Origin of the sequence: Endozoicomonas sp. ALD040, from assembly GCF_049275945.1 — a bacterium.
Taxonomy (GTDB): domain Bacteria; phylum Pseudomonadota; class Gammaproteobacteria; order Pseudomonadales; family Endozoicomonadaceae; genus Endozoicomonas_A.
Genome location: NZ_CP184829.1, coordinates 570,536 through 590,294, shown reverse-complemented (window position 1 = coordinate 590,294; position 19,759 = coordinate 570,536). Strand labels below are relative to the sequence as shown.

Below are 19,759 nucleotides of genomic sequence, written 5' to 3'. Positions count from 1 at the left end.
CCTGTGAGTAGTATTTTCTTACGCATATACGGAGGGCTCCTGTTTACGCTGGTGCTCGTCGCTGTTCTGTCAGGTATTTCCGTCACGCTGATCAATGGGATGAGACAGGCTGACTATCGAGAAGATATGGTCAGGGGCACCTTTCGTCTGATCGCAGAGACGGTTGAAACCTTGCCTGAAGCTGAACGTAACTCCTGGCTGGAAGACTGGGGAGAGCGTCTTGCTATTCCCTTCGAGCTGGTGAGCGTGAAAGATTCAGGGCTGGATCAGGAACAGTTCAAATCTTTGAAGCCTGATGGCATCTGGGTTCGCATGTTGGATCAGAACAGAGCTCTGGTTCTGACACCTCTGGAGGGAGATATCCTTCTGGAAGGTGTGGTGTCGTCTATATCAGAACAAACAGCCAGTGGTACTCTCAGTCTTCTGAAAGCTAAATTGATGCGTTTTCCTGTCGCAAGTAGAGCAGACAAACTGAAAGAGTTGTCTGTCAATAGCTTCAGTTATCCTGTCCATCTGGTGGAACCTTCTCAGACTCGATTGCTCCCTGTGCAGCAGGAGCAGCTCCGTGAAGGCAGCGTGATGATGCTGCTGGATGACGAGGCTCAGACGGTCTCTATCTACACAAGCCTGCCGGATGAAACCCGACTGCTCAGAATGGGACCATTAGGGTTGCTGAACCCTTATCCTTTCAAGCTGATGCTGACCATTGGTTTGTTCGTGTTGACTTCCCTGAGTTTGGCCATTTACATCCTGGTTCGGGGAATGGAGAAACGTCTGCGCAAGCTTGAGAGAGCAGCGACACGTTTCAGTCATGGCGACTTTGATGTCCGGGTCTCTCTGTACGGTGCTGACTCCATTGGTCGTCTGGCTCAGGCATTTAATGCCATGGCAGGTCATATCCAGAGACTGTTGAGCCTGCAAAAAGAAATGATCAGAGGCGTCTCACACGAGTTAAGGACACCTGTCGCCCGACTCAGGTTTGGTCTGGACCTGGTGGCCGATGCCAGAACGCCTGAAGAAAGAGATCATCAGTTAGAAGGTATGGATAAGGATATTCAGGAACTGGATAACCTGGTGGATGAGATTCTGACCTATGCCAATCTTGAACAGGGTGCGCCCGAGGTGCGTTTCAAGCGGCATGATGTCGATAAGGTCATTGGTCAGGTCGTTGGTGAGCACAAGCGTCTTCAGGATCGTGTGGCGATTGAGCATGTTCCCTGCAATATACTGGATCCACGTCGTTTTGCAGACATTGATCGTCGCTACATGCACCGGGCCATCCAGAATCTGGTGGGTAATGCCTGTCGCTACGCAGACAGTAAACTGGAGGTCAGGTTTTCCGCAACACAGGACACCTGTCGGGTTGATGTGGATGATGATGGTCCCGGTATTCCAGAGGATCAATGGGATCGAGTCTTTTCAGCGTTTTCAAGATTGGATGACAGTCGTACCAGAAAATCAGGTGGCTACGGCCTTGGACTTTCTATTGTGAGGCGAATTATGTACTGGCATAACGGTCGGGCAATGGTCAGTCACAGCCCTCTGGGTGGTGCCCGGTTCAGTCTGGTTTTGCCTCGTAAACAAAGACGCTAACCGACTGTTTGTTTCCTTCCATCACGGCTTTAAGGTTTTTTCCGATATGGCTGGAAGAATTCCCGATAACGTTTTGAAGCAGGTTTCCCTGGCTGTTTCCAGAAAGTCGGCGATGTAGGGTTGTTCTTTCTGTTCCACCCGGATACCCGCATAGAGTGTTGACCAGAGCCCTCCACTGCCCAGCTTTCTCGCTGCTACATGATCTTTTTCAAGATATTCCGCCAAAGCCCAGTTAGGCAGTGCACAAACGCCGCGCTGACTGGCAACCAGCTGCAACATCATCAGGGTCAACTCAACGGTTCTGACCTGGCTGGGTTCTATGTCATCCGGATCCAGAAAGCGATTGAAGATATCAAGCCGGTTGTGATCAATGGGGTAGATAATCAGTGTTTCTGCTTCGAGATCAGCAGGCTCAATCCACTCCTTTTCCAGCAAGTAATGTTGTCTGGAGAGAGCCAGTAACATCTCATAGCGAAATAACGAGATATACGTCAGACCAGGAACGCCTATCGGGTCAGAGGTAACCACCAGATCGAGCTCTCCTCTGGATAAAGCGGGTAAGGGGGCAAAGTTGAAGCCGGTGGCAAAGTCCATTTCGACTTCCGGCCATTGCTGGCGATAGGCGTCAATGGTTGGCATCAGCCATTGGTAACAGCTGTGACACTCAATGGCAATGTTGAGGCGTCCGGACTCACCTCCTGCCAACCTGAACAGGTCTTGCTCAGCGTGCCTTAGCTGGGGAAGAAGTTCATCTGCCAACTGCAGGATACGCAGACCGGCTGATGTAAATCTGGGAGGACGGGTTTTACGGATGAATAACTCCATGCCAATCCGGGCTTCAAGTTCCTTGATCTGGTGAGACAGGGCTGACTGAGTCAGATGCAGGCTTCTGGCTGCTTCAACCAGGCTCCCGGTCTGCTTTAGAGCAAGCAGTGTTTTCAGGTGCCTCAGTTCCAATCCTATGTTGGTTGTCATGATAAGCAATGTTTCGTACGGAGGTTGATTTTCCAAAAGATTATCAATTTTTTTCACTTTTATCATTAGTAAAATGAGTTTGATTCAACTTCTTTTGTGAGCCAGACTCATACTCCATGAGCAGCCGGGTGTGTTGACAATGACTTCGCAACTACGGCAGTTTTCGCATAAACAACAGGAAGCCATGAGCGGCAGGGTAGTTTGTCGTCGCCATGGGATGAACAAATCTCTCTAAATCAACAAGAGTGGATGCTCTGGAGAATCCGGTTATGGCAATTTCACACAGCGGTGGCTTTCCACGCATCGGTGCCAATCGCGAGTTGAAAAAAGCGCAGGAAGCCTACTGGAAGGGTGAACTGAGTAAAGAAAGGCTTTTAGAGGAAGGTAAACGCCTCAGGTTGCAACACTGGGCTGTGCAAAAGGAAGCCGGACTGGATCTGATCCCGGTTGGGGATTTTGCCTGGTACGACCAGATGTTAAATCACTCACTCATGCTGGGCGCTGTTCCGGCACGGTTTGGTGCAGATTCTGACTGTGAAGATGTTGACACCCTGTTTCGCATGGCCCGGGGCAGGGCACCTGGCGGGACTCCGGCAGCAGCGTGTGAGATGACCAAGTGGTTTGATACCAACTATCACTATATTGTTCCGGAGTTGCACAAAGGCCAGACCTTAAAGCTGTCGTCTACAGAAATTATTCGCGAGACCCGCGAAGCATTGGACGCAGGATTTAAGGTCAAGCCAACACTGATAGGTCCACTTACCTGGCTGTGGCTTGGGAAGGTAAAAGGAGAAGCGTTTAATCGTCTGGAACTGCTGGATGATGTTATAGAGGTCTATGGACAGGTACTCAATGAGCTGGCCAAACTGGGTGTTGAGTGGGTTCAAATTGATGAGCCTATCCTGGTACTGGATCTTCCTACCGAGTGGCATCAGGCTTTTGAGTCCACCTACAACAGGCTGCAAGGCAAAGATCTGAAGATCCTGCTGGCGACCTATTTTGGAGGTCTTAATGGCACAACGACGACTGTAGTCAATCTACCCGTTGAGGGGCTGCATATTGATCTGGTTCGTGATGCTGAGCAACTGACAGCAATCCTTGACAGGCTGCCTTCCTACAAAGTGCTTTCAGCTGGTGTCGTGAACGGCAGAAATATCTGGAAAGCGGATATCCGTTCTATAGTCAGTAAACTTCAGGAAGCCAGTGAGCGTCTGGGTAACCGTCTCTGGGTTGCCCCCAGTTGTTCACTTCTGCATACGCCGGTTGATCTTGAATGTGAAACAGATCTGGATGATGAGTTGAAATCCTGGTTTGCCTTTGCCGTTCAGAAGTGTCAGGAAGTAGCAACCATAGCCAGCTTGCTTTCAGGCAATCAGAGCCCCGAGGTTCAGGCTGCTCTGGCTACTTCGGATCGAGCGATTGAAACCCGGAGTCAGTCATCAAGGATACACAATAAGGCTGTTCAGAAGCGGGTTGCCGGAATCAGCAGTGGCGATGACCAGCGAAACCTGCCTTATGAAAAAAGAGCTGTCGTTCAGGCATCCAGACTTAAATTACCGTTGTTTCCAACTACCACAATCGGCTCTTTTCCTCAGACGGTTGCTATCAGAAAGCAGCGTCGTTTATTCAGAAAAGGTGAGTTGAGTAAGCGTGACTACGTAGCAGCCATGCAGAAGGAGATTCTGGACACTGTTGCCAGACAGGAGGCGCTGGGACTCGATGTTCTGGTTCATGGCGAAGCCGAACGTAATGACATGGTCGAGTATTTTGGAGAGCAGCTCAATGGTTTTGCCTTTACCAGCAATGGCTGGGTTCAAAGCTATGGCAGTCGCTGTGTAAAACCTCCCATCATCATTGGTGATGTTTCCAGACCAGAGCCCATGACCGTGAACTGGAGTCGCTTTGCCCAAGACCAGACCAGTAAGTGGATGAAGGGTATGCTCACAGGTCCGGTAACAATACTCTGCTGGTCTTTCCTGCGGGAAGATGTCGATCGAAGTGTTTCCTGCCTGCAACTTGCTCTGGCGCTCAGAGATGAAGTCGTGGATCTGGAAAAGGCGGGCATTGGCATCATCCAGATTGATGAGCCGGCGATTCGCGAAGGTTTACCCTTGCGCAAAGAAGACTGGCCTGACTATCTGAACTGGGCAGTAAAAAGCTTCAGGATTGCTGCCAGTGGCGTTCAGGATGAAACCCAGATTCATACCCACATGTGTTATAGCGAGTTCAATGACATCATTGAATACATCGCGGCAATGGATGCTGATGTTATTACCATTGAGACCTCCAGATCTGACATGGAGTTACTGGATGCTTTTGAACAGTTTGAATACCCCAATGAGATCGGCCCGGGGGTTTATGATATCCACTCGCCTAATGTTCCGGAGTCACAGTGGATGAAACAGTTGATGAAGAAAGCCGCCGAAAAAATCCCGCCGCAACGTTTATGGGTCAATCCGGACTGTGGTCTTAAAACCCGTGATTGGCCCGAAGTAGAAGCGGCTCTGAGCAATATGGTGCAGGTGGCTAACGAACTCAGGGATGAGCTGGCTTAACCGGTGATGCCTTGACCTGGACTTCAATAATGGGAAGTTCTGGAGGGGAAGCGGTGTAGGAAGCCTCTTGCCCTTCATAAGTCAGGAATGAGGGAGCCATCACTTCGGCATGGACACCGGTGAGAATTTCTACCTCTCCCTCTTGCTCTCCAGGCTTGACAAGGTAGAAAACTTTATAGACTCGGCTCTTTTCCGCATCCTCGAAATAGAGAGTGGCTCCCTGGTCCGCCGAAATGATAAGGCTCCGGGGCTCCAGGGGGCGCTCGTCAACGATCAGGTTTGTATCCAACCGGTATTGGGTTTGGGTAGCTTCTTTGTTACGGCCCGGCATTGAACACCCTGATAACAGCAGTATAAGGGGGATGATCAGGAACTTCTTATACAGGCTATCCAAGTGTTGAGCATTTTTGTTCGACATCAAATAAAAGTCCTTAGCTTTAGTGTTTTTGTCTCTGAGACATTGTTCGTGACATATATTCATGCCTAAAGATAGACGCTTCAGAGAAACTAATCTCTGAAATTTTAAGCTTGAATCTATGAAACGTTCACAAAAAAGCAAAACTGCCTTCTCGAGGGTACGATCACTGCTTCTGCTAATGACAATAATGTTTGGGGAGTCGCTGCCTGCCGTGGAACTAGTCGGCTCAGGCCCGATGCCAGCACATTTCTTGTATACTGATAAGTTGTTTGATCCTGAACAGCCCATTCCTCTTCCGTTTGATTTTATGCAGTTCACTCTCAGTTTGCTGCAGTTGCTGCCGAATAACAGACCTCTTCAGTCTCTCAAGCGGCCTCTCTCCCCGGTGTTATCAATGAAGCCAACACACCGCATTGATCTTGTTGCTGAGCCCCTTGAAGTCCTGGTGAATAATTCCAATATGCTGATCGCCACGGGCGCTGGCGGGGGAGGTGGCGGCGATAAGCCACCTGACGGAAACAGCGGGAGTCCTGACCCAGAACCCCAACCTGACCTTACCCTTATTCCTGATCCTGTCCAAACTTGTCTGCGGCAAAAAAAGCAACTGCTTCTAATATTACGAATCAAACGACATTGGGCAATTATGACAGGCCAGACCACGCTGGCCCGGATTTTGTCAGATCGGATCATGGTGATTGAAGCCGATCTTCTTGATCTGGAAAGGTCAGACCCTGGCACGATTCAACTGGGGCTGGTTCAGACATGGATGGCAGAGAATAGTCAGGAACTCAGAGTTTACCGTGAGATGGTTTCTGGCAAATATTCTGGCCGACAGACAGCTAACGGGAAAAAGAATTCATCCTCCCGAACGACCAAAGCATCTACGACCACAACAACAGGTCAGACCGGCCAGACAAGCGGACCTTCTGCCCGAAACTTGGGAGCCGGTTCGACAGGCGGCAATGGTCGTGGAGGCGATGACCCACTGAAACCGTCAGCTGGGCAGGATGCCGGACATTCGCATGTAGCTTGTTCGAAGTGTGACAAGGTATTGAATCCACAGGAATTAGGACGTGTAGCAAATCAGACAACAGCTTCAGCGTTGTTGTGCAACAAGTGCCTGTCGGGCATTCAAGGTTACGAAAGGGTAAGACGAATCAGGGAAGAAGCAGAATCGGATTCATCAGAACCCGCTCCGAAAAAAAAGAAGGGCCCGGGTAGAAAAAGAAATAATTCAACCGCTGTTGCTGAACCACCGGCTAAAAAAAAGAAACCGCCAGACACTCAAATTCCCGATGATCCGTTACAAAAAGTAAAAGCCAATATCCAGTACGAATTAAGTCAGGAAGAGCTGGAAAAAGTGCAAACCCTGTTGGCGGTATTCAAGAAAAAAAACATCACTGTAAAAAACACTTTTTATAAGTTGCTTGGTTTCGTAGATAGAGATTCTTTTAATGGCTTCTTCGATAATGCCACCGCCTTTTTTGGGCACCTTTCTGAAAACGTCAAAAATACAGGTATGCTGACCGGCATGCTGCATAGTAGAAAAAAACATATCCGTAGTTTTGCAGAGCGTAGCCAGGATGAACTCGAATATTTAGCGAGGTTAGATGCAGTGACTTCTTTCTCGTCCATGAATAATCGCAAAGGCGTGCCCACACATGAGCAAGTGAAAGCAATACTGGGCTGGTCTGAATGGAAACACAAAGATGGCGAGTTCAATATCGAACTGTTCCGCTCTTTCTCGTCCATGAATAATGGCCACGGCGTACCCAGGCATGAGGAAGTGAGAGAGGTGCTGGGCTGGCCGGAATGGAAAGACAAAGATGGCGAGTTCAGTATGGAGCTGTTCCGCGCCTTCTCATCTATGAATCATGGCAAAGGCATTCTCAAACATGAGCAAGTGAAAGAGCTGCTGGGCTGGCCGGAATGGAAAGACAAGGATGGCGAGTTCAACATTGAGCTGTTCCGCGCCTTCTCGTCCAGGAATCATGACAAAGGCATGCTCAAACATGAGCAAGTGAAAGAAGTGCTGGGCTGGCTGGAATGGAGAAACAAGGATGGCGAGTTCAGTATAGAGCTGTTCCGCGCCTTCTCATCTATGAATCATGGCAAGGGCATCCTCAAACATGAGGAAGTGAAAGAGGTGCTGGGCTGGCCGGAATGGAAAGACAAGGATGACGAGTTCAATATGGAGCTGTTCCGCGCCTTCTCATCCATGAACAGTGGAAAAGGCATGCTCAAACATGAGGAAGTGAAAGAGGTGCTGGGCTGGCTGGAATGGAAAGACAAGGATGGCGAGTTCAATATGGTGCTGTTCCGCGCCTTCTCATCTATGAATCATTGCAAAGGCATCCTCAAACATGAGCATGTGAAAGAGCTGCTGGCCTGGTCGGAATGGAAAGACAAGCATGGCGAGTTCAACATTGAGCTGTTCCGCTCCTTCTCATCCATGAATAATGGCAAAGGAGTGCTCAAACATGAGCAAGTGAAAGAGGTCCTGGGCTGGCCGGAATGGAAAGACAGGCATGGTGAGTTCAGTATGGAGCTGTTCCGCGCCTTCTCATCCATGAGTCATGGCAAGGGCGTGCATAAACATGAGGAAGTGAAAGAGGTGCTGGCCTGGTCGGAATGGAAAGACAGGGATGGCGAGTTCAACATTGAGCTATTCCGCTTCTTCTCATCCATGAACAATGGTAAAGGCATGCTCAAACAAGAGAAAGTAAAAGAGGTGCTGGACTGGATAGATTGCCGGGGGGCACCCAATCACAGGTTACTGCAAATCATGCCCAGGCTTTGGGCATCGGCAGGGCTTCCTGCTATTAAGCTGCTGCAGCACTGGGAAACACAACTGAAACAGTTACTGCCTGCAGAACTTACCGGAGAACACAGCAACTCGGATAATGAAGGAGAGGATAAATACAATCGCCAGATAAAAGCAGTCGCTCTTTATCTTTCCACCCCCAAGGCAGACTGGTCGCTAAAATGGACGGTTTTAAAACAGTTCTGCCAATTTCATGAACAGACTAAAACGGTTCTGATGCTGGGATCATTGATAGGGCTTTTATCTTCTTCTGGAGGAAAAAGCGTCAAACGTTACCTTCAGGCTAATCAACTGGATCGGCATTTTTTGTGGCGTCATTTAATGGAAGCCGTGCCTTTGCGTGTGTTAAATAAAGCAATGTTCCTGTGTTCTTCCGATGAAGACAGGGAGCGTTTTGTCTATTTTGCCAAGCGGCTGAAGTCATTGCCAGATAAAAGATTATGGGAGCAGTATTCAGCTCTGTTGCAACCATTGTCAGGAGTGCTGAAATTCGAATATATGCAAGGGCTCTATCTGGAAATCCTGCAACCCTTAACAAAGGATGATCAGCTGCGTTTTCTGGATGCCAGCCACGCCCGCGTTGTGTTCGACCTGTTTCCCTCGTTAAGCGCCCTGCAAAAACTCAGCAAAGAGCATTCTTCCCATTGGTTAAGCAAGCTGCTTGAAGCCTGCCTGCAACTAAAAACCCATGACATCACCAAAGAAGGCATCCAGATACTGTTTGAAGCGCTGCTCAAAACCCATAGTCTTCTACCCTGGGATAACGATATTCCCGATCACTTTTTGTCCGGGATGCGAACAAACGACAATAACCATGTTGAGATATCTGTCTCCGGTCTTATCCAAACAGGAGAACAGTTGGCCCTGAGCTATATTGCTGTATTGATGCAGAACCTCAATGAGATGTCTTTTTCCGTCAAAGGGCAATGGCTTGAGGTTGAAGTACCAAGTGGCAGAGTTCAAAACTACCGCTTTCCAATGCCACTTCTGGAAATACAGGATGAAAAAATGGCCATCAGCAACTGGTCAGAGGAGCAGTTCCGGACTTTTTTGAAAATCACCGGGATATCTGAACACTATTATTTGACTGCAGATCAATGGCAGAAAGTGGATAACGTTCAATCCAGGCAAGCTGTAGCATGTCAACCAGAGAATGAATTGGAACCGCAAAAACAGGCGTTTGGCAGTTTATGGTTAAAGCTCAACCAGACAGAAATTTTTGGCAGCGAAATACTGAATTTACTGGAGGAGTATGAGAGTGAAATGGAGCTTATGCATACAGTGACCCTCCTTAAAAAAGCCAGAATCGATAGCGCTACCCACATACTGGAAGCATGGCGGCAACGGGCGTGCAACAAAATAGAACAGTTAAAAAAGCAAGACCCTTTATTATCCGATGTTGATCCTGTTGTTTATCAGGGTTGTCAGGAACTGGAGCTGCTTGATGGATGCGGGAGTATTTTCTAAAAAGACTTGTGTCGTCTGATGAAGCTTCTAAAAACAAACTGTCTGCCAACTCCGTTCATGGCAAGCTTGCCAGTGCGGTGCTATAAAATCTAGCGCAAACCTGAATCCGCATGCCCAAGCCGGATGACGTACGAATTTTTTCCACTAGCGAATGGATTCACAGAAGCTGATTTTATTAGCCTGGATCTATGAGACGCTCACAACAAAAAAAAGCTGCCTGCTCGATGGTCCGATCACTGCTTGTGCTAGTGACGATGTTGTTTGGAGATTCGCTGCAGGCATTGGAATTAGTTGGCTCAAGCCCGCTACCAGCTGATTTCCTGTCTTCCAATAAGTTGGCTGAACCTGAACGGCCCGATCCTCTTCGAGGGTGTCACGAGTTGACTCCCGTCATTCCCGGCTTCATTCCCGGCTTCATTCCCGGCTTCATTCTCGTCATTCCCGCGAAGGCGGGAATCCACACTGACTCACCACCAGAACCATACTGCCCGGTGCCCCCCTGGCCTTGTCATCCCCGAGAAGGCAGGGAGCCACCGTTGGCGCTGGATTCCCGCCTTCGCGGGAATGACGACCTCAGAGCTATTCCTGATCCTGTCCAAACTTGTCTGCAGCAAAAAAAGCAACTGCTTATAATATTACAAATCAAACGACTATGGGCTATTATGGCTGGCCAGACCACGCTGGCCCGGATTTTGTCAGACCGGATCATGGTGATTGAAGCCGATCTTCTTGATCTGGAAAGGTTAGACCCAGGCACGATTCAACCGGGGCTGGTTCAAACATGGCTGGCAGAGAATGGTCAGGAACTCAGAGTTTACCGTGAGATAGTTTCTGGCAAATATTCTGGTCGGCAGGTGAGTAACGGGAAAAAGAATTCATCCTCCCGAACGACCAAAACATCAACGACCGCAGCAACAGGTCAGACTGGCCAGACAAGGAGACCTGCTGCCCGTAAAAGGGGAACCGGTTCGACAGGCGCCAATGGTCGTGGAGGCGATGACCCACTGAAACCCTCAGCTGGGCAGGATGCCGGACATTCGCATGTAGCTTGTTCGAAGTGTGACAAGGTATTGAATCCACAGGAATTAGGACGTGTAGCAAATCAGACAACAGCTTCAGCGTTGTTGTGCAACAAGTGCCTGTCGGGCATTCAAGGTTACGAAAGGGTAAGACGAATCCGGGAAGAAGCAGAATCGGATCCACCAGAACCCGCTCCGAAAAAAAAGAAAGGCCCGGGTAGAAAAAGAAGTAGTTCAACAGCTGTTGCTGAATCACCGGCCAAAAAAAAGAAACTGCCAGACACTCAAATTCCCGATGATCCGTTAGAAAAAATAAAAGCAAATATCAAGTACGAATTAAGTCAGGAAGAGCTGAAAAAAGTGCAAACCCTGATGGCGGTATTCAAGAAAAAAAACGTCACTGTAAAAAACACTTTTTATAAGCTGCTTGGTTTCGTGGATAGAGATTCTTTTAATGGCTTCTTCGATAATGCCACCGCTTTTTTTGGGCATCTTTCTGAAAACGTCAAAAATACAGGCATGCTGACCGGCATGCTGGGTAATAAAAAAAAACATATCCGTAGTTTCGCAGAACGTAGCCTGAGTGAACTCGAATATTTAGCAAGTCTGGATGTATTGAATTCCTTCTCGTCCATGAATAGTAGGAAAGGCGTGCCCACACATGAGCAAGTGAAAGCAACACTGGGCTGGCCAGAATGGAAAGACAGGGATGGCGAGTTTAATACGAAGTTGTTCCGTTCCTTCTCGTCAATGAATAGTTGCAAAGGCTTGCTCAAACATGAACAAGTGAAAGAGGTGCTGGGCTGGCTGGAATGGAAAGACAAGGATGGCGAGTTCAGTATGGAGCTGTTCCGCTCCTTCTCATCCATGAACAATGGAAAAGGCATGCTCAAACATGAGCAAGTGAAAGAGGTACTGAGCTGGCCGGAATGGAAAGACAAGGATGGCAAGTTCAGTATGGAACTGTTCCGCTCCTTCTCATCTATGAATCATGGCAAAGGCATCCTCAAACATGAGGAAGTGAGAGAGGCGCTGGGCTGGCCGGAATGGAAGGACAAGGATGGCGAGTTCAATATGGAGCTGTTCCGCTCCTTCTCATCTATGAGTCATTGCAAGGGTGTACTCAAACATGAGCAAGTGAAAGAGGTGCTGTGCTGGCCGGAATGGAAGGACAAGGATGGCGAGTTCAGTATGGAGCTGTTCCGCGCCTTCTCATCTATGAATCATGGCAAAGGCATCCTCAAACATGAGCAAGTGAAAGAGGTGCTGGGCTGGCCGGAATGGAAAGACAAGGATGGCGAGTTCAACATTGAGCTGTTCCGCGCCTTCTCGTCCAGGAATCATGACAAAGGCATGCTCAAACATGAGCAAGTGAAAGAAGTGCTGGGCTGGCTGGAATGGAGAAACAAGGATGGTGAGTTCAGTATAGAGCTGTTCCGCGCCTTCTCATCTATGAATCATGGTAAGGGCATCCTTAAACATGAGGAAGTGAAAGAGGTGCTGGGCTGGCCGGAATGGAAAGACAAGGATGACGAGTTCAATATGGAGCTGTTCCGCGCCTTCTCATCCATGAACAGTGGAAAAGGCATGCTCAAACATGAGGAAGTGAAAGAGGTGCTGGGCTGGCTGGAATGGAAAGACAAGGATGGCGAGTTCAATATGGTGCTGTTCCGCGCCTTCTCATCTATGAATCATTGCAAAGGCATCCTCAAACATGAGTATGTGAAAGAGCTGCTGGCCTGGTCGGAATGGAAAGACAAGCATGGCGAGTTCAACATTGAGCTGTTCCGCGCCTTCTCATCCATGAATGGTGGCAAAGGCATGCTCAAACATGAGGAAGTGAGAGAGGTGCTGGGCTGGCCGGAATGGAAAGACAGGCATGGTGAGTTCAATATGGAGCTGTTCCGCGCCTTCTCATCTATGAGTCATGGCAAGGGCGTGCTTAAACATGAGGAAGTGAAAGAGGTGCTGGCCTGGTCGGAATGGAAAGACAGGGATGGCGAGTTCAACATTGAGCTATTCCGCTCCTTCTCATCCATGAACAATGGTAAAGGAATGCTCAAACAAGAGAAAGTAAAAGAGGTGCTGGACTGGATAGATTGCCGGGGGGCGCCCAATCACAGGCTACTGCAAATCATGCCCAGGCTTTGGGCATCGGCAGGGCTTCCTGCTATCAAGCTGTTGCAACACTGGGAAACACAACTGAAACAGTTACTGCCTGCAGAACTTACCGGAGAACACAGCAACTCGGATAATGAAGGAGAGGATAAATACAATCACCAGATAAAAACAGTCGCCCTTTATCTTTCCACCCCCAAGGCAGACTGGTCGCTAAAATGGACGGTTTTAAAACAGTTCTGCCAATTTCATGAACAGACTAAAACGGTTCTGATGCTGGGATCATTGATAGGACTTTTATCTTCTTCCGGAGGGAAAAGCGTCAAACGCTACCTTCAGGCTAATCAACTGGAGCGGCATTTTTTGTGGCGTCATTCAATGAAAACCGTGCCTTTGCGCGTGTTAAATAGAGCAATGTTCCTGTGTTCTTCCGATGAAGACAGGGAGCGTTTTGTCTATTTTGCCAAGCGGCTGAAGTCATTGCCAGATAAAAGATTATGGGAGCAATACTCAGCCCTGTTGCAACCATTGTCAGGAGTGCTGAAATTCGAATATATGCAAGGGCTCTATCTGGAAATCCTGCAACCCTTAACAAAGGATCATCAGTTGCGTTTTCTGGATGCCAGCCATGCCCAGGCTGTATTCGATCTGTTTCCCTCGTTGAGCGCTCTGCAAAAACTCAGCAAAGAGCATTCTTCCCATTGGTTAAGCAAGCTGCTTGAAGCCTGCCTGCAACTAAAAACCCATGACATCACTAGAGAAGGCATCCAGATACTGTTTGAAGCGCTGCTAAAAACCCATAGTCTTCTACCCTGGGATAACGATATTCCCGATCACTTTTTGTCCGGGATGCAAACGACCGACAACAACCATGTTGAGATACCTGTCTCCGGACTTATTCAATCAGGAGAACAGTTGGCCCTGAGCTATATCGCTGTGCTCATGCAGAACCTCAAAGAGATGTCCTTTACCGTCAAAGGGCAGTGGCTTGAGGTTGAAGTGTCGGGTGATAATGTTCAGACCTATCGCTACCCAATGCCACAGCTGAAAATACAGAGTGAAAAAATGGAAATCAGCAACTGGTCAGAGGAACAGTTCAGGGCTTTTTTGAAAATCACTGAGATGTCTGAACACTATTATTTGACTGCAGATCAATGGCAGAAACTGGATAAGGTTCAATTCAGGCAAGCTGAAGCATGTCAGCCAGAGAATGAATTGGAACCACAAAAACAGGCGTTTGGCAGTTTATGGTTAAAGCTCAACCAGGCAGAAATTTTTGGCACCGAAATACTGAATTTGCTGGAGGAGTACGAGAGTGAAATGGAGCTTATGCATACAGTGACCCTCCTTAAAAAAGCCAGAATCGATACCGATAACCGCATACTGGAAGCATGGCGGCAACGGGCGTGCAGAAAAATAGAACAGTTAAAAAAGCAAGACCCTTTATTATCCGATGTTGCTCCTGATGTTTATCAGGGTTGTCAGGAACTGGAGTTGCTTGATGGGTGTGGGAGTATTTTCTAAAAAGACTTGTGTCGTCTTATAAAGCTTCTAAAAATCAACTGTCTGTCAACTCCGTTCATGGCAACCTTGCCAGTGCGGTGCTATAAAATCTAGCGCAAACGTGAATCATCAGGCCTAAGCCGGATGACGTACGAATTTTTTCCACTAGCGAATGGATTCACAGAAGCTGATTTTATTAGCCGGGATCTATGAGACGCTCACAACAAAACAAAGCTGCCTGCTCGATGGTCCGATCACTGATTCTGCTAGTGACGATGTTGTTTAGGGATTCGCTGCAGGCATTGGAATTAGTCGGCTCAAGCCCGCTACCAGCTTATTTCCTGTATTCCAATAAGTTGGCTGAACCTGAACAGCCCGATCCTCTTCGAGGGTGTCACGAGTTGACTCCCGTCATTCCCGGCTTCATTCCCGCGAAGGCGGGAATCCACACTGACTCACCACCAGAACCATACTGCCCGGTGCCCCCCTGGCCTTGTCATCCCCGAGAAGGCAGGGATCCACCGTTGGCGCTGGATTCCCGCCTTCGCTGGAATGACGACCTCAGAGCATGGGAACGAGCTGTTGGAGTTTTGCGACAGCCTCCGGAGCGTGGAAACGAGTTGTTGGAGTTTTACGCGCCCCCTAAAGTTCTGGAGAACACTTCTAATGGACTGATCGCCAGGGGCGCCGCCGGAGGAGATGATGGCGATAAGCCACCTGACGGAAACAGCGGGAGTCCTGACCCAGAACCCCAACCTGTCCTTACCCTTATTCCTGATCCTGTCCAAGCTTGTCTGCAGCAAAAAAAGCAACTGCTTCAAATATTACAAATCAAACGGCTATGGTTGATTATCACAGGCCAAACAACGCTGGCCCGGATTTTGTCAGACCGGATCATGGTGATTGAAGCCGATCTTCTTGATCTGGAAAGGTCAGACCCTGGCACGATTCAACCGGGTCTGGTTCAGACATGGCTGGCAGAGAATGGTCAGGAACTCAGAGTTTACCGTGAGATTATTTCTGGCAAATATTCTGGCCGTCAGGCTGGTAACGGGAAAAAGAATTCATCCTCCCGAACGGCCAAAGCATCAACGACTGCGGCAACAGGTCAGACCGGCCAGACAAGCGGATCTGCTGCCCGTAAAAGGGGAACCGGTTCGACAGGCGCCAATGGTCGTGGAGACGATGACCCACTAAACCCCTCAGCCGAGCAGAATACCGGAAATTCGCTTGTCGCTTGTTCGAAGTGTGACAAGGCATTGAATCCACAGGAATTAGGACGTGTAGCAAATCAGACAGCAGCTTCAGCATTGTTGTGCAACAAGTGCCTGTCGGGCATTCAAGGTAACAAAAGGGTAAGACGAATCCGGGAAGAAGCAGAACCAGATGCATCAGAGCCCGCTCCGAAAAAAAAGAAGGGCCCGGGTAGAAAGAGAAATAATTCAACCGCTGTTGCTGAACCAGCGGCCAAAAAAAAGAAACCGGCAGACACTCAAATTCCCGATGAACCATTAGGAAAAATAAAAGCAAATATCAAGTACGAATTAAGTCAGGAAGAGCTGGAAAAAGTGCAAACCTTAATGGCGGTATTCAAGGAAAAAAACATCACTGTAAAAAACACTTTTTATAAGCTGCTTGGTTTCGTAGATAGAGATTATTTTAATGGCTTCTTCGATAATGCTGCCGCCTTTTTTGGGCACCTTTCTAAAAACGTCAAAAACACAGGCATGCTGACCGGCATGCTGAATAATAGCAAAAAACATATCCGTAGTTTTGCAGAGCGTAGCCAGAATGAACTCGAATATTTAGCAAGTCTGGATGTATTGACATCCTTATCGTCCATGAACGCTGGCAAAGGCGTGCCCACAGATGAGGAAGTAAAAGCAATACTGGGCTGGCCGGAATGGAAAGACAGGAATGGCGAGTTTAATACGAAGTTGTTCCGCTCCTTCTCGTCAATGAATAATGGCAAAGGCATGCTCAAACATGAGCAAGTGAAAGAGGTGCTGGGCTGGCCGGAATGGAAGGACAAGGATGGCGAGTTCAGTATGGAGCTGTTCCGCTCCTTCTCATCCATGAATAGCAGCAAGGGCATGATTAAACATGAGGAAGTCAAAGAGGTGCTGGGCTGGCCGGAATGGAAGGACAAGTATGGTGAGTTCAGTATGGAGCTGTTCCGCTCCTTCTCATCCATGAATAATGGCAAAGGCATGCTCAAACATGAGCAAGTGAAAGAGGTGCTGGGCTGGCCGGAATGGAAAGACAAGGATGGCGAGTTCAGTATGGAGCTGTTCCGCTCCTTCTCATCCATGAACAATGGCAAAGGCATGCTCAAACATGAGCAAGTGAAAGAGGTGCTGGGCTGGCCAGAATGGAAAGACAAGGATGGCGAGTTCAGTATGGAGCTGTTCCGCTCCTTCTCGTCTATGAATTGCAGCAAGGGCATGATTAAACATGAGGAAGTCAAAGAGGTGCTGGGCTGGTCGGAATGGAAAGACGAGGATGACGAGTTCAGTATGGAGCTGTTCCGCCCCTTCTCATCCATGAACAATGGTAAAGGCGTGCTCAAAAAAAAGGAAGTGAAAGAGGTGCTGAGCTGGCCAGAATGGAAAGACAGGGATGGCGAGTTTAATAAGAAGTTGTTCCGATCCTTCTCGTCAATGAATAGTGGCAAAGGCATGCTCAAACATGAGGAAGTGAAAGAGGTGCTGGGCTGGCCGGAATGGAAAGACAAGGATGGCGAGTTCAGTATGGAGCTGTTCCGCGCCTTCTCGTCTATGAAACATGGCAAAGGCATGCTCAAAAAAAAGGAAGTGAAAGAGGTGCTGGGCTGGCCGGAATGGAAAGACAAGGATGGCGAGTTCAGTATGGAGCTGTTCCGGGCCTTCTCATCTATGAATCATGGCAAAGGCATCCTCAAACGAGAGGAAGTGAAAGAGGTGCTCGCCTGGCCGGAATGGAAAGACAAGGATGGCGAGTTCAGTATGGAGCTGTTCCGCTCCTTCTCATCCATGCATAGTCAGAAAGGCATGCTCAAACATAAGCAAGTGAAAGAGGTGCTGGGTTGGCCGGAATGGAAAGGCGAGGATAGCGAGTTCAGTATGGAGCTGTTCCGCTCTTTATCATCTATGAACAATGGTAAAGGCGTGCTCAAAAAAAAGGAAGTGAAAGAGGTGCTGGGCTGGCCGGAATGGAAAGACAAGGATGGCGAGTTCAATATGGAGCTGTTCCGAGCCTTCTCATCTATGAATCATGGCAAAGGCATCCTCAAACATGAGGAAGTGAAAGAGGTGCTGGGCTGGCCGGAATGGAAAGACAAGGATGGCGAGTTCAGTATGGAGCTGTTCCGCGCCTTCTCATCTATGAATAATGGCAAAGGCATGCTCAAACATAAGGAAGTGAAAGAGGTGTTGGGTTGGCCTGAATGGAAAGACAAGGATGGCGAATTCAATATGGAGCTGTTCCGCGCCTTCTCGTCCATGAATAGTGGCAAAGGCATGCTCAAACATGAGAAAGTGAAAGAGGTGCTCGGCTGGCCTGAATGGAAACACAAGGGTGGCGAGCTCAATATAAAGCTGTTCCGCGTTTTCTCGTCCATGAATCACAGCCAAGGCTTGCCCAAACATGAGCCTGTGAAAAAAGTGCTGGACTGGATAGGTTGCCGGGGGGCGCCCAATCACAGGCTACTGCAAATCATGTCCAGGCTCTGGGCATCAGCAGGGCTACCTGCTATCAAGATGCTGCAACACTGGGAAACACAACTGAAACAGTTACTGCTTACAGAACTTACCGGAGAACACAGCAACCCGGATAATGAAGGAGATGATAAATACAATCGCCAGATAAAAACAGTCGCTCTTTATCTTTCCACCCCTAAGCCAGACTGGTCGCTAAAATGGACAGTTTTAAAACAGTTCTGCCAATTGCATAAAGAGACTAAAACGCTTCTGATGCTGGAATCATTGATAGGGCTTTTATCTTCTTCTGGAGGGAAAAGTGTCAAACGTTACCTTCAGGCTAATCAACTGGATCGGCATTTTTTGTGGCGTCATTCAATGAAAGCCGTGCCTTTGCGCGTGTTAAATAAAGCAATGTTCCTGTGTTCTTCCGATGAAGACAGGGAGCGTTTTGTCTATTTTGCCAAGCGGCTGAAGTCATTGCCGGATAAAAGACTATGGGAGCAATACTCAGCCCTGTTGCAACCATTATCGGCGGTGCTGAAACTCGACTCTATGCAAAGGTTCTATCTGGAAATTCTGCAACCCTTAACAAAGGATGATCAGCTGCGTTTTCTGGATGCCAGCCATGCCCAGGCTGTATTCGATCTGTTTCCCTCGTTGAGCGCCCTGCAAAAACTCAGCAAAGAGCATTCTTCCCATTGGTTAAACAAGCTGCTTGAAGCCTGCCTGCAACTAAAAACCCATGACATCACCAAAGAAGGCATCCAGATACTGTTTGAAGCGCTGCTCAAAACCCATAGTCTTCTACCCTGGGATAACGATATCCCCGATCACTTTTTGTCCGGGATGCAAACGACCGACAATAACCATGTTGAGATACCTGTCTCCGGACTTATCCAATCAGGAGAACAGTTGGCCCTGAGCTATATCGCTGTGTTGATGCAGAACCTCAATAAGATGTCTTTTACCGTCAAAGGGCAGTGGCTTGAGGTTGAGGTGCCAGGTGACGGAGTTCAAAACTACCGCTTTCCAATGCCACAGCTGGAAATACAGGATGAAAAAATGGCCATCAGCAACTGGTCAGAAGAGCAGTTCAGGACTTTTTTGAAAATCACCGGGATATCTGAACACTATTATTTGACTGCAGATCAATGGCAGAAACTGGATAACGTTCAATTCAGGCAAGCTGAAGCATGTCAGCCAGAGAATGAATTGGAACCACAAAAACAGACGTTTGGCAGTTTATGGTTAAAGCTCAACCAGACAGAAATTTTTGGCACCGAAATACTGAATTTACTGGAGGAGTACGAGAGCGAAATGGAGCTTATGCATACAGTGACCCTCCTTAAAAAAGCCAGAATCGATACCGATAACTGCATACTGGAAGAATGGCGGCAACGGGCGTGCAGTAAGATAGAACAGTTAAAAAAGCAAGACCCTTTATTATCCGATGTTGATCCTGATGTTTATCAGAGTTGTCAGGAACTGGAGTTGCTTGATGGGTGTGGGAGTGTTTTTTAAAAAGACTTTTGTCGTCTGATAAAGCTTCTAAAAACAAACTGTCTGCCAAATCCGTTTATGGAATCTCACCAGTGCGGTGCTATAAA

At 48.3% G+C, this 19,759-nt stretch carries 7 protein-coding genes; 5 read left to right on the top strand and 2 right to left on the bottom strand.

Annotated elements, in window-relative coordinates; genetic code table 11:
- Nucleotides 1–3: 3 nt before the first annotated feature.
- Entirely contained in the window at nucleotides 4–1,593 is a 1,590-nt protein-coding gene (locus ACOJUN_RS02015; RefSeq protein ID WP_422135011.1) for an ATP-binding protein, read from the top strand.
- 21 nt (nucleotides 1,594–1,614) lie between these two features.
- Here ACOJUN_RS02015 and ACOJUN_RS02010 read toward each other — a convergent pair whose 3' ends face one another.
- The gene (locus ACOJUN_RS02010; RefSeq protein ID WP_422135010.1) at nucleotides 1,615–2,568 is read right to left on the bottom strand and encodes a LysR family transcriptional regulator; all 954 of its coding nucleotides are present in this window, start codon (nucleotides 2,566–2,568) and stop codon (nucleotides 1,615–1,617) included.
- A 269-nt stretch (nucleotides 2,569–2,837) separates the two neighbouring features.
- On the opposite strand from ACOJUN_RS02010, the gene metE reads away from it, so the two are divergent.
- Entirely contained in the window at nucleotides 2,838–5,123 is a 2,286-nt protein-coding gene (metE, locus tag ACOJUN_RS02005; RefSeq protein WP_422135009.1) for a 5-methyltetrahydropteroyltriglutamate--homocysteine S-methyltransferase, read from the top strand.
- Here metE and ACOJUN_RS02000 read toward each other — a convergent pair.
- A complete protein-coding gene (locus ACOJUN_RS02000; protein ID WP_422135008.1) occupies nucleotides 5,104–5,541 on the bottom strand; it encodes a hypothetical protein in 438 nt (145 codons plus the stop codon). The two genes, metE and ACOJUN_RS02000, sit on opposite strands and share 20 nt — an antisense overlap.
- A gap of 394 nt (nucleotides 5,542–5,935) precedes the next feature.
- Between ACOJUN_RS02000 and ACOJUN_RS01995 the strand changes: the two genes are divergently transcribed.
- From ACOJUN_RS01995 to ACOJUN_RS01985, 3 genes are all read left to right on the top strand, one after another.
- The gene (locus ACOJUN_RS01995) at nucleotides 5,936–9,832 is read left to right on the top strand and encodes a hypothetical protein (RefSeq protein WP_422135007.1); all 3,897 of its coding nucleotides are present in this window, start codon (nucleotides 5,936–5,938) and stop codon (nucleotides 9,830–9,832) included.
- 380 nt (nucleotides 9,833–10,212) lie between these two features.
- Nucleotides 10,213–14,493 (top strand): hypothetical protein, encoded by a 4,281-nt coding sequence (locus ACOJUN_RS01990; RefSeq protein ID WP_422135006.1) that lies wholly within the window; start codon nucleotides 10,213–10,215, stop codon nucleotides 14,491–14,493.
- A gap of 380 nt (nucleotides 14,494–14,873) precedes the next feature.
- The gene (locus ACOJUN_RS01985) at nucleotides 14,874–19,673 is read left to right on the top strand and encodes a hypothetical protein (RefSeq protein WP_422135005.1); all 4,800 of its coding nucleotides are present in this window, start codon (nucleotides 14,874–14,876) and stop codon (nucleotides 19,671–19,673) included.
- Nucleotides 19,674–19,759: the final 86 nt, after the last annotated feature.

Bases quoted from the DNA above. Each gene is read 5' to 3' on its own strand.
- metE (WP_422135009.1), top strand. From the start codon at position 2,838: ATGGCAATTTCACACAGCGGTGGCTTTCCACGCATCGGTGCCAATCGC.
- ACOJUN_RS02000 (WP_422135008.1), bottom strand. From the start codon at position 5,541: ATGTCGAACAAAAATGCTCAACACTTGGATAGCCTGTATAAGAAGTTC.
- ACOJUN_RS01995 (WP_422135007.1), top strand. From the start codon at position 5,936: ATGAAGCCAACACACCGCATTGATCTTGTTGCTGAGCCCCTTGAAGTC.
- ACOJUN_RS02010 (WP_422135010.1), bottom strand. From the start codon at position 2,568: ATGACAACCAACATAGGATTGGAACTGAGGCACCTGAAAACACTGCTT.